The sequence below is a fragment of the Kitasatospora sp. NPDC034023 genome (assembly GCF_055575795.1).
Genome location: NZ_JBVIRY010000061.1, coordinates 1 through 13923 on the forward strand (window position 1 = coordinate 1; position 13923 = coordinate 13923).

Sequence of the window (13923 nt, forward strand, 5' to 3'; positions counted from 1 at the left end):
ACGCCACCGGCAGCCGACTCCCGCGCCAGCAGACCCACCGCATGCCGCGTCCAGAGCACGTCATCAGCAGCCTCCGCAGGCCGGGAGTGCACGGCGATCGTCCGGTGACCCGACTCCTCGGGAGCACCGACGGACACCTGGAGCTGCACCGCGCCCTGTTCGGGCACGATCAGCGGCGCCTCCAGCGTCAGCTCCTCCACATGCGCACAGCCGACCTGCTCGCCGGCCCGGACCGCGAGCTCCACCAAGGCCGTTCCGGGCAGCAGTACGCTGCCGGCGACGGCATGGTCCGCCAGCCAGGGGTGCGCGTCCAGGGCGAGCCGCCCGGTGAAGAGGTGGCCGTCCGCATCGGCCAGCGCCAACGAGGCGCCGAGCAGCGGATGGTCGGCGTTCGCCAGGCCGGCGGAGAGCACGTCCCCGACCAGCCCGGGCCTGACCCGCGGCCAGTAGTTCTCGTGCTGGAAGGCATAGGTGGGCAGATCCACCCGGCGGGCGCCGGTGCCCGCGAACACGGCGTGCCAGTCCACCGCGGCGCCGCGCACCTGGAGCCGGGCCAGCGCAGTCGTGAAGCTCTGCGCCTCCGGCCGATCGCGCCGCAGGGCCGGTACGAGGACGGCGCCGCTCTCCTCGCCGAGGCACGGCTGCGCCATCGCCGTCAGCGTGCCGTCCGGGCCCAGCTCCAGGAACGCCCGGACGCCTTCGCCCTCCAGCACGTGCACCGCATCGGCGAAGCGGACGGCCTCGCGGACATGCCGCACCCAGTACTCGGGGTCGGTCAACTCGGCCGACACGAGCGAACCGGTCAGCGTCGACACGATCGGAATCCGCGGCTCCGCGAAAACCACCTCAGCGGCCACGGCGCGGAACTCCGCCAGCATGCCGTCCATCAGCGGCGAGTGGAACGCATGACTGACGGTGAGCCGCCTGGTCCGGCAGCCGTCGGCCGCCAGCTTCTCCGCGACATCCAGAACGGCCTGTTCGGTGCCAGAGATCACCACGGACGCCGGCCCGTTGACGGCAGCGATGCCCACCTCGGCCGTCAGCAGCGGCAGCACGTCAGCCTCCGCCGCCTGGACGGCCACCATCGCGCCACCACGCGGCAACGCCTGCATCAGGCGACCGCGCGCCGCCACCAACCTGCATGCATCCGCCAGCGAGAACACACCCGCCACGTGCGCCGCGGCCAACTCACCGATCGAGTGACCGGCGAGGAAGTCCGGCCGCACACCCCAGGATTCGACCAGCCGGAACAGCGCCACCTCCAGCGCGAACAACGCCGGCTGCGTGAACCCGGTCTCGCTGATCAGCTCCGCATCCGCGACCGCCTCACGCAGCGGACGCTCCAACAGCGGATCCAGTTCGGCACACACCGCGTCGAACGCAGCCGCGAACACCGGAAAGGCCGCCGACAACTCAAAGCCCATCCCGACCCGCTGACTGCCCTGACCGGTGAACAGGAACGCCGTCCGCCCACCGGTCGGTGTGCCGACGCTCTCCGACGACACGCCGCTCGCCAACGCCTCCAGCGCCGCCAACAGCTCCGCACGGTCGCCCGCCACCAGCCCGGCACGCCACTCGAACGAGGAGCGCGTGGTCGCAAGGGACAGCCCCAGATCGGCCACCTCCACGTCAGGACGCGCCGCCACGAACTCCCACAGCCGAGCAGCCTGCCCGCGCAGCGCCTCCTCCGTCCTGCCCGAGATCACCAGCGGCAACGGCGCACCCGTGCTCGTAATGGCCGGCACCGGCTCCTCCGCGGGTGCCTGCTCCAGGATGATGTGCGCGTTGGTGCCGCTGAAGCCGAAGGAGGAGACCGCCGAACGGCGCGCCCGCCCGATCTCCGGCCACGGACGGGCTTCGGCGAGCAGTTCGACCGCGCCGGCCGACCAGTCGACGTGCGAGGACGGCTCGCCGACGTGCAGGCTCTTCGGCAGCACTCCGTGCCGCATCGCCAACACCATCTTGATCACACCGGCCGCACCCGCCGCCGCCTGGGTGTGACCCAGGTTCGACTTCACCGAGCCCAGCCAGAGCGGCTCCTCCTCGCCGCGCCCCTGCCCATAGGTGGCGAGCAGGGCCTGCGCCTCGATCGGGTCGCCCAGACGCGTCCCGGTTCCGTGCGCCTCCACCGCGTCCACCTCGCCGGCCGTCAACCCGGCACTGGCCAGCGCCTGCTGGATCACCCGCTGCTGGGACGGCCCGTTCGGCGCGGTCAAACCGTTGGACGCGCCGTCCTGGTTGACGGCACTGCCGCGGACGACCGCCAGGACCGGATGACCGTTCCGGCGAGCGTCCGACAGCCGCTCCACCAGCAGCATGCCGACACCCTCGCCCCAGCCGGTCCCGTCCGCGTCATCGGAGAAAGCCTTGCAGCGGCCATCGGCGGCCAGGCCGCGCTGGCGGCTGAACTCCACGAACGTGCTCGGCGTCAGCATCACCGTCACACCGCCGGCCAGCGCCAGCGTCGACTCACCCTGCCGCAGCGACTGACAGGCCAGGTGCAGCGCGACGAGCGAGGAGGAACACGCCGTGTCGATCGTGACGGCCGGCCCCTCCAGGCCCAGCGTGTACGACACCCGTCCGGAGGCGACGCTGCCGGAGGTACCGGTCCCCACGTGGCCTTCCGCGCCCTCGGCGGACTGCTGGAGCAGCATGCCGTAGTCGTTGTACATCACGCCGACGAAGACACCGGTACGACTGCCGCGAACCGTTCGCGGGTCGATCCCGGCCCGCTCGAAGGCCTCCCAGGACGTCTCCAGCAGCAGCCGCTGCTGCGGGTCCATCGACATCGCCTCCCGCGGGCTGATGCCGAAGAAGCCGGGGTCGAAGAGGCCGGCCTCGTGCAGGAAGCCGCCCTCACGTGCGTACGAGGTGCCGAGGTGGTCCGGGTCCGGGTGGTACAGGTTGGCGGTGTCCCAGCCGCGGTCCTCGGGGAAGAACGACACCGCGTCCCGCCCGTCGGCGACCAGCCGCCACAGGTCCTCGGGGGTCTCGACCCCGCCGGGGAAGCGGCAGCTCATCGCGACGATCGCGATCGGCTCGTCGTCCGGGGCCGTGCTGACCGCCGGGGCGACGACGGCCTCCGGATCGGCGCCGAGCAGTTCGGTCCTGAGCTGCTCGGCGAGCACGGCGGGGCTCGGGTAGTCGAACACGAGCGTGGCCGGCAGGCGCAGCCCGGTGGCGCCGTTGAGCCGGTTCCGCAGCTCGACCGCGGTCAGCGAGTCGAAGCCGAGTTCCTTGAAGGCGCGGCCCGCATCGACCCCGGAGGCGTCCGGGTAGCCCAGGACGGCGGCGACCTCGCCGCGCACCAGGTCGAGCAGCAGGGCCTCCCGCTGGGCCGCGCCCAGCGCCGCCAGCCGGTCGGCGAGCGCCGAGCCGCCGGCGGCAGAGGTACCTCCACCGTTGGCGGTGGCGCGGCGCACCGGCGTCCGGACCAGGCCGCGCAGCATCGGCGGCAGCATCCCGATGCCGGCCTGGGCCCGCAGGCCCGCCAGGTCGAGGCGGATGGGGACCAGCACGGGTTCGGTACCGGCCACGGCAGCGCCGAACAGCAGCAGGCCGTCCTCGGTGTTCAGGGCGACGACACCACCGCGGGCCATCCGCTGCACGTCCGCGTCGTCCAGCCCGGCCGCCATGCCTCCGCCGTCCTCCGCCCACAGCCCCCACGCCAGGGACTGCCCCGGGAGACCCGCGGAGTGGCGGTGCTCGGCAAGGGCATCCAGGAAAGCGTTCGCGGCGGCGTAGTTCGCCTGACCCGCCGCACCGAACACCCCGGCCGCGGAGGAGAACAGCACGAACGCGGCAAGCGGACGGTCCTTCGTCAGCTCGTGCAGGTTCCACGCCGCATCCACCTTCGGACGCAACACGGCATCCAACCGCTCAGGCGTCAGGGACGGCACGATCCCGTCATCCAACACACCCGCCGTGTGGACGACCGCGGTCAACTCCACACCCGCCAGCACCGCCGCCAGCGCGGCACGATCCGCCACATCACACGCCGCGAACGACACCTCCGCACCCAGACCGGCCAGCTCCGCCGCCAACTCCACCGCACCCGGGGCCGCTTCGCCACGACGCGACACCAACAACAGACGACGAGCCCCGTACTCCACCACCAGATGACGGCTGAACAACGCCCCCAAAGTGCCCGTCGCACCCGTCACCAACACCGTGCCCTCGGGATCCAGCACCGGCGCCGAAGCACCACCCGCCGAAGCACCACCCGCCGAAGCACCACCCGCCGAAGCACCACCCGCCACAGCACGCGCCAGACGCGGCGCAAGCACCACCCCGCCACGCAACGCCACCTGCGGCTCACCGCACGCCAACACCCGCTGCAGCAGCCCCACTTCGGCATCGCCGTCCACGTCCACCAGAACGATCCGGCCCGGATTCTCCGACTGCGCCGAACGCAACAGACCCAGCACCGCGGCGGACGACAGGTCGCTGGCATCCGTTGCACCCCGCGTCACCACCACCAGACGCGAATCCGCGAACACATCCGCCGCCAACCACTCCTGCACCAGCGCCAACACCTCCCGCAGCGCCGTGTGCGTGGCGGCGACCGGGTCGTCGCCACGGATGGCGCGAACGGGATACACCAGTGTGTCCGGGACCGCGCCGCTCCCGGCCACCGAGGCCAGGTCCGCGAAGAGCACCGCGCCCGGCAGACCCTGGCCGTCCCCGCCCAGGACGCCGAGGACACCGATCGCCCCCGCCTGAACGTCGACGGGCAACGGCACCGGTACCCAGTCCGGGCGGAACAGCGCCTCATGTCCGCCCGTGACCCCGACCTGATCCGGGGTGAACGCCCGCAGGGCCAGCGAACCGACCACGGCCACCGCCCGGCCGGTGGCGTCCGCCACCGCCAGCGAGACCGCGTCGGCACCGGCCGTGCCGATCCGCACCCGCAGTTCGTCCGCACCACCGGCCAGCAGCGACACGTCCGACCAGCTGAACGGCAGGCGTCCCTGGCCGGTCTCGGCCAGCAGCCCGCCGACACCCACCGCGTGGAGTGCGGCATCCAGAAGCGCCGGGTGCAGCCCGTACGCCGCGGCCTCCGGCCGGAGGTCCTCCGGCAAGGCCACCTCGGCGAAGACCTCGCCGTCCCGCCGCCACGCCGCCCGCAGACCCTGGAACACCGGCCCGTACGCGAACCCGGCCGTGGCGAAGGCCTCGTATACCCCGTCCACCGCGAGCGGCTCGGCACCGGCCGGCGGCCACTCGGCCAGGTCGAGTCCGGGAACCGCGGCGGCCGGGGACAGGAAGCCCGCGGCATGGCGCAGCCACGGCTCGTCGAGCGGCGCATCCTCGACCCGCGAGTACACGGCCACCGACCGGCGGCCCGCCGCATCCGGCGCCCCCACCGACACCTGCACCTGCACACCGCCGCGCACCGGGAGCACCAGCGGCGCCTCCAGGGTCAATTCCTCGACCCGCCCGCATCCGACCTGGTCTCCCGCGTGCACCGCCAGCTCGACGAACGCCGTCCCCGGCAGCAGCACGGTCTCCGCGACGGCGTGGTCGGCCAGCCATGGCTGCGCGTCCAGCGCGAGCCGCCCGGTGAACAGGACACCCTCGCCGTCCGCCAGCCCCACGAAGGCGCCCAGCAGCGGATGTTCCGCCAGATCCAGCCCGAGCTGGGCCGCGGCCGCGTCGCCCACCAGGAGCGGCGGGGCCTCCAGCCAGTAGCGCTCGTACTGGAAGGCGTAGGTGGGCAGGTCGACCCGGCGGGCACCCGTGCCCGCGAAGACCGCCTCCCAGTCCATTGCCGTGCCGCGCACGTGCAACTGGGCCATCGCCGTCTGGAAGCTCTCCGGCTCGGGGCGGTCGCGGCGCAGGGCGGGGGTGAGGACGGCGTCGGTGTCCTCGGCGAGGCAGTGCTGCGCCATGGCGCTGAGCGTGCCGTCCGGGCCCAGCTCCAGGAACGTCCGGACGCCTTCGCCCTCCAGCACGTGCACCGCGTCGGCGAAGCGGACGGCCTCGCGAACGTGCCGCACCCAGTACTCGGGGTCGGTCAACTCGGCCGACACGAGCGAACCGGTCAGGGTCGACACGATCGGGATCCGCGGCTCCGCGAACGCCATCTCGGCGGCCACGGCGCGGAACTCCGCCAGCATGCCGTCCATCAGCGGCGAGTGGAAGGCGTGACTGACCGTCAGGCGCGTGGACTTGCGACCCGTCAGCTGCTCCATGACGGCCCGGACGGCGTCCTCGGCGCCCGACAGCACCACGGACGTGGGCCCGTTGACCGCGGCGAGGCCGACGCCGTCGGTGAGCAGCGGCAGCACCTCGGCCTCGGAGGCCCGCACCGCCACCATCGCGCCGCCGCGCGGCAGCGCCTGCATCAACCGGCCACGGGCCGCCACCAGCCGGCACGCGTCCGCCAGCGAGAACACGCCCGCCACATGCGCCGCGGCCAGCTCACCGATCGAATGCCCCGCCAGGAAGTCCGGCCGCACACCCCAGGATTCGACCAGCCGGAACAGCGCCACCTCCAGCGCGAACAACGCCGGCTGGGTGTACCCCGTCTCGTCGATCAGCTCCGCATCCGCGATCGCCCCGCGCAGCGGACGGTCCAACAGCGGGTCCAGCTCAGCGCACACCGCGTCGAACGCAGCCGCGAACACCGGGTAGGAGGCATACAGCTCCCCGCCCATCCCGACCCGCTGACTCCCCTGCCCCGCGAACAGGAACGCCGCACGCCCACCCGTCCCCGTCGGTCCTTCGACCAGGCCCGTGAAGGAGGCCAGGTGCTCGATGATCCGGTCGGGTTCGGTGGCGACCAGAGCCGCCCGGTGGTCGAAGGCGGTCCTGGTGGTGGCGAGCGAGTGGGCGAGGTCGACGGGCGACCAGGCCGGCAGTTCCTTCAGGTGCTCGGCGAGCCGGGCCGCCTGGGCGCGCAGTGCCTCGGGGCTCCTGGCCGACAGCACCAGCGGACGCGGCCCGGACGTGGGGCGGTCGTCGGTGGGTGTGGGCGCCGCGGGGGGCTGCTCGATGATGGTGTGTGCGTTGGTACCGCTGACGCCGAACGAGGAGATGCCGGCGCGACGCGGCCGCCCGGTCTCGGGCCACGGCCGGGCCTCGGTGAGCAGTTCGACGGCGCCCTCCGTCCAGTCGACGTGCGTCGACGGCCGACCGACGTGCAGGGTCTGCGGCAGCATGCCGTGCCGCATCGCGAGGACCATCTTGATGATGCCGGCGACACCGGCGGCGGCCTGGGTGTGGCCGAGGTTGGACTTCACCGAGCCGAGCCAGAGGGGCTCGTCGTCGCTGTGCGCCTGGCCGTACGTGGCGAGCAGTGCCTGGGCCTCGATCGGGTCACCGAGCGAGGTGCCCGTGCCGTGCGCCTCGACGGCGTCGACCTCGGCGGCCGACAGTCCGGCCGAGGCGAGGGCTTGGCGGATGACGCGCTGCTGGGAGGGGCCGTTGGGGGCGGTCAGGCCGTTCGAGGCGCCGTCCTGGTTGATCGCCGAGCCGCGCACGATGCCGAGCACCGGGTGCCCGTTGCGGCGGGCGTCGGAGAGCCGCTCGACGAGCAGCATGCCGACGCCCTCGCCCCAGCCGGTGCCGTCCGCATCGTCCGAGAAGGACTTGCAGCGGCCGTCCCGCGCGAGCCCGCGCTGGCGGCTGAAGTCGACGAAGGTGTCGGGGGTGGACATCACGGTCACGCCGCCGGCCAGGGCGAGCGTGCACTCGCCGGTGCGCAGCGCCTGGATCGCCCAGTGCAGGGCCACCAGGGAGGAGGAGCACGCGGTGTCGACGGTGACGGCCGGGCCCTCCAGTCCGAGCACGTAGGCGACCCGGCCGGACGCGATGCTGCCGGAACTGCCGGTGCCGAGGTAGCCCTCGACGCCCGGTGGGATGGCGGGAAGGCGGGAGATGTAGTCGTGGTACATCACGCCGGCGAAGACGCCGGTGCGACTGCCGCGGACCGTCTCGGGGTCGATGCCGGCCCGTTCGAACGCCTCCCAGGACGCCTCCAGCAGCAGCCGCTGCTGCGGGTCCATCGCCAGCGCCTCGCGCGGCGAGATACCGAAGAACGCCGGGTCGAACTCGCTCGCGTTGTGGAGGAAACCGCCCTCGCGCGTGTACGAGGTGCCGGGGTGGTCCGGGTCGGGGTGGTACAGGTTCTCAACGTCCCAGCCCCGGTCGGTGGGGAAGGCGGAGATGCCGTCCGTGCCGCCCGCGACCATCCGCCACAGGTCCTCGGGGGAACGGACGCCGCCGGGGTAGCGGCAGGCCATGCCGACGATCGCGACCGGGTCGTCGGCGAGGGCGGTGGCCCGCACGGGCGCACTCTCCACGACGGCGTCGCGCAGGCCGAGCGCCTCGGTCAGCAGGTAGCCGGCCACGGCGTTCGGGGTCGGGTAGTCGAAGACGACGGTGGCGGGCAGCCGGACGCCGGTGGCCGCGTTGAGCCGGTTGCGCAGCTCCACAGAGGTCAGCGAGTCGAATCCGGTCTCGCGGAACGCCTTCGCCGGGTCGACGGCGTGCGGGCCGCTGTGGCCGAGCACGTGGGCGACCTGGGTCCGGACGAGGTCCAGCAGTTCTCGCTGCTGCTCGTCCTCGGTGAGCGTCAGCAGCCGCTCGACCAGCGACGCACCGGCGGCGGAGGCCGCAGCACCCTCGGCGGCGCGGCGGCTGGGTGTGCGGACCAGCCCGCGCAGGACGGCGGGCAGTCGCCCGACCCGGGCCTGGACCCGCAGGCCCGCCTGGTCGAGCCGGATCGGCACCAGCGCAGCCGCGTCCTGGGCCAGCGCGGCGTCGAACAGCGCGAGTCCGAGTTCCGCGGTCAGCGGAGCCACGCCGCCGCGGGCCATGCGCTGCACGTCCGCGTCATCCAGCCCGGCGGCCATGCCGCCCGCCCAGAGGCCCCAGGCGAGAGCGGTCGCCGGGAGACCCGCGGCGTGGCGGTGCTCGGCAAGGGCGTCCAGGAAGGCGTTCGCAGCGGCGTAGTTCGCCTGACCCGCCGCACCGAACACCCCGGCCGCGGAGGAGAACAGCACGAACGCGGCAAGCGGACGGTCCTTCGTCAGCTCGTGAAGGTTCCACGCCGCATCCACCTTCGGACGCAACACGGCATCCAGCCGCTCGGGCGTCAGGGACGGCACGATCCCGTCATCCAACACACCCGCCGTGTGGACGACCGCAGTCAACTCCACACCCGCCAGCACCGCCGCCAGCGCGGCACGATCCGCCACATCACACGCCGCGAACGACACCTCCGCACCCAGACCGGCCAGCTCCGCCGCCAACTCCACCGCACCCAGGGCCGCTTCGCCACGACGCGACACCAACAACAGACGACGAGCCCCGTACTCCGTCACCAGATGACGGCTGAACAACGCCCCCAAAGTGCCCGTCGCACCCGTCACCAACACCGTGCCCTCGGGATCCAGCACCGGCGCCGAAGCACCACCCGCCACAGCACGCGCCAGACGCGGCGCAAGCACCACCCCGCCACGCAACGCCACCTGCGGCTCACCGCACGCCAACACCCGCTGCAGCAGCCCCACTTCGGCATCGCCGTCCACGTCCACCAGAACGATCCGGCCCGGATTCTCCGACTGCGCCGAACGCAACAGACCCAGCACCGCGGCGGACGACAGGTCGCTGGCATCCGTTGCACCCCGCGTCACCACCACCAGACGCGAATCCGCGAACACATCCGCCGCCAACCACTCCTGCACCAGCGCCAACACCTCCCGCACCGCCGTCCGCACCGCCTCGGCGGACAGCTGCACGCCGACGGTGCCGAGCGGCAGGAGGACGGTGGCCGGTGCCGGTGTCGCGCGGTCGGCTTCGAGGCGCGCCACGAGGGCGGTGAGGCTCTGGGGGGTGTCGACGGCGCGGCCGGCGGCGAGCAGTGCGGCGGCGAGGCCGAGGCCGTCCGCACCCACCACGGTGTGGAGCTCGGCCTCGTCAGCCGCCCGCGCGGGCAGGTGGACCTCGGTCCAGTCGACGGAGAAGAGTGCGTCGTGCTGGGCGGCACGGTGGGCGCCGTCGCCGTGCAGCTGGCCGGCGGAGACCGGCCGAAGCATCAGCGACGCCACGGAGGCAACCGGCGCCCCCGTGGCGTCGACGGCCGTCAGCGTCACCGACTCGGGCCCGGCGGGGGCGATCCGGACCCGGAGGGTGGCGGCGCCGACCGCGTGCAGGGACACGCCGTTCCACGAGAACGGAAGCCGGCCCCGGCCCTGCTCGGCGTCCGCCGTGGTAGCGAGGGCGGTCGCGTGGAGCGCGGCGTCGAGCAGGGCCGGGTGCAGACCGAACGCACCGGCCGCAGCGACTGCCTCCTCGGGCAGCGCCACCTCGGCGAAGACCTCCTCGCCGCGCACCCAGGCTGCGACGAGCCCGCGGAAGACCGGGCCGTAGCCGAAGTCGGAGGCGGCGAGGGCGTCGTAGAAGCCGGTGAGGTCCACCGGCGCGGAGTCTGCGGGCGGCCAGGAGGCTGCGGCGAAGGCGGCGTCCGCGGCCGGGCGCGCGCCGCTCGACAGCAGTCCGTCGGCGTGGCGCGTCCACACCGCGTCGTCGTCCGCGTCCTCGGGCCGCGAGTACACGGACAGCGGTCGCGCACCCGTGCCGTCCGCCTGCCCGATCCAGAGCTGGACCTGCACGCCGCCCCGCTCGGGGAGCACCAACGGGGCTTCAAGGGTCAGCTCGTCCAGGCGGTCACAGCCGACGTGGTCGCCGGCCCGGATCGCGAGCTCGACGAAGGCCGTGCCGGGCAGCAGGATGCTGCCGCCGACGGCATGCTCTGCCAGCCAGGGATGGGTCTGCACGGAGAGACGGCCGGAGAAGAAGAAACCGTCGCTGTCGGCGAGCGCAACGGCCGCGCCCAGCAGCGGGTGGTCGGCGGACCCCAGACCGATCGCCCGCGCGTCCCCGACCACGGGTGCCGTCCGGTCGATCCAGTACGCCTCGCGCTGGAAGGCGTAGGTGGGCAGGTCCACCCGGCGGGCACCCGTGCCGGCGAAGACGGCCTGCCAGTCGACCTTCGCACCGAGCACGTGGAGTTGGCCGAGCGCGGTGGTGATGCTCTCCGGCTCGGGGCGGTCGCGGCGCAGGGCGGGGGTGAGGACGGCGTCGGTGTCCTCGGCGAGGCACTGCCCTGCCATGGCGCTGAGCGTGCCGTCCGGGCCCAGTTCCAGGAACGTCCGGACGCCTTCGCCCTCCAGCACGTGCACCGCGTCGGCGAAGCGGACGGCCTCGCGAACGTGCCGCACCCAGTACTCGGGGTCGGTCAACTCGGCCGACACGAGCGAGCCGCTCAGCGTCGACACGATCGGGACCCGCGGCTCCGCGAAAACCACCTCAGCGGCCACGGCGCGGAACTCCGCCAGCATGCCGTCCATCAGCGGCGAGTGGAACGCATGACTGACGGTGAGCCGCTTCGACCTCCGCCCCTCCAGACCGGCCACCACAGCCAAAACCGCGCCCTCGACACCCGAAACCACCACCGAGGCCGGCCCATTGACCGCCGCAATGCCCACACCGTCGGTCAGCAGCGGCAGCACCTCGTCCTCGGACGCCTCCACCGCCACCATGGCGCCGCCGCGCGGCAGCGCCTGCATCAACCGGCCACGGGCCGCCACCAGCCGGCACGCGTCCGCCAGCGAGAACACACCCGCCACATGCGCCGCGGCCAGCTCACCGATCGAATGACCGGCAAGGAAGTCCGGCCGCACACCCCACGACTCGACCAACCGGAACAGCGCCACCTCCAACGCGAACAACGCCGGCTGCGTGAACCCCGTCTCGTCGATCAGCTCCGCATCCGCGACCGCCTCACGCAGCGAACGCCCCAACAGCGGATCCAACTCCACGCACACCGCATCGAACGCAGCCGCGAACACCGGGTAGGAGGCATACAGCTCCCCACCCATCCCGACCCGCTGACTCCCCTGCCCCGCGAACAGGAACGCCGTCCGGCCACCCGTCCCCGCAACCCCACGAACCCCTGCCGAGCCGCCCGCGGCCAGCGCCTCCAGACCGGCCAGCAACCGCGCCCGGTCATCACCGACCAGCGCCGCCCGCTGCTCGAACGCCGAACGGGCCGTCGCCAGCGTGAACGCCACATCGGTCAGCGCCAGACCCGGATCGGCCGCCAGCCGCCGCGCCAACCGACCGGCCTGCTCCCGCAGAGCCTGCTCGGTACGGCCCGACAGCACCACCGGCACCGGCCCAGGCACCGCGGGCACATCCACCGCGGGCACATCCACCGCATCGGGAAGCGCCTCCACCGCCGGCGCCTGCTCCAGGACGGCGTGCGCATTGGTGCCGCTGAAGCCGAAGGACGAGACACCGGCGCGGCGCGGCTCACCGGTCTCGGGCCAGGCCGTGTCCTCGGTGAGGACGCGGACGGCGCCGGCGGCCCAGTCGACGTGCGGGGACGGCCGGTCGGCGTGCAGGGTCCGGGGCAGCACGCCGTGCCGCATCGCCATGACCATCTTGATGACGCCCGCGACGCCGGCGGCGGCCTGGGTGTGGGCCAGGTTGGACTTCACCGAGCCGAGCAGCAGCGGCCGGTCCTCGGGGCGGTCCTGTCCGTAGGTGGCGATCAGGGCCTGTGCCTCGATCGGGTCGCCGAGGGTGGTGCCGGTGCCGTGGGCCTCGACGGCGTCGACCTGCCGGGCGGTCAGGCGGGCGTTCTCCAGGGCCTGCTTGATGACGCGCTGCTGCGAGGGGCCGTTCGGCGCCGTCAGGCCGTTCGAGGCGCCGTCCTGGTTGACGGCGGTGCCGCGGACGACCGCCAGTACCGGGTGGCCGTTGCGCCGCGCGTCGGACAGCCGCTCCAGGAGCAGCATGCCCACCCCTTCGCCCCAGCCGGTGCCGTCCGCATCGGCGGAGAACGCCTTGCAGCGGCCGTCCACGGCCAGGCCGCGCTGGCGACTGAAGTCGACGAAGGCCTCGGGGGTGGACATCACGGTCACACCGCCGGCCAGGGCCAGGGTGGACTCGCCGCTGCGCAGCGACTGCACGGCGAGGTGCAGGGCCACCAGGGAGGACGAGCAGGCGGTGTCGATGGTGACGGCGGGGCCTTCCAGGGCCAGCGCGTAGGCGACCCGGCCGGAGGCGATGCTCGCGGAGCTGCCGGTACCGAGGAATGCCTCGACGCCCTCCGGTACGGAGTGCAGGCGGGCGGCGTAGTTGTGGTAGATCACGCCGGCGAAGACGCCGGTGCGGCTGCCGCGCAGCGCGGCCGGGTCGATTCCGGCGCGCTCGAATGCCTCCCAGGAGGTTTCGAGCAGCAGGCGCTGCTGCGGGTCCATCGCCATCGCCTCGCGCGGCGATATGCCGAAGAATCCGGGGTCGAACTCGGTGGCGCCGTGCAGGAAGCCGCCCTCGGCGACGTACGAGGTGCCGGGGTTGTCCGGGTCGGGGTGGTAGATCGCGCCGAGGTCCCATCCGCGGTTGGCGGGGAAGCCGTCGACGGCGTCGCGGCCCTCGCTGACGAGCTGCCACAACTCCTCGGGGGAACCGACGTTCCCGGGGAACCGGCAGCTCATGCCGATGATCGCGACCGGCTCGTGGTCCGCCGCCTCCACCTCCTGGAGCCGCTGGCGGGTCTGGGCCAGATCGGCCGTCACCCACTTGAGGTAGTCGCGAAGTGCCTCTTCATTCGCCATGACATGCCACCTCTTCAACGCATCCAGTCGGCTCGCGTCATTCGACGGATTTCTCACCGGCGGGAATTTCACAGCAATGGCCCATGGCCAGTGGAAATCCCCCGGGCGAAGTTGTCGGCAACTTCGGGCACCAGGAGCTTTTGCCAGATCGCCTATTGCATTTCGCTTTGCGAGATTATGGTTCGGCGGGGGCGCTCTCAACCCCTATCCGGCCCCTAGGTGGGGCTTTGCCGTACCGCCCCCGCCGAAGGTGGCCGCCGCAGGTCGCGGTGTCGGGTCGGCCCGCTACCTC

1 protein-coding gene is annotated in these 13923 nt (G+C 73.1%); it reads right to left on the reverse strand.

Features of this window, described 5'->3' with window-relative positions; translation table 11 throughout:
- Positions 1–13631 (reverse strand): SDR family NAD(P)-dependent oxidoreductase (locus ACZ52R_RS40880; protein WP_465755316.1); only part of this gene is annotated, 13631 nt, incomplete at its 3' end.
- Positions 13632–13923: the final 292 nt, after the last annotated feature.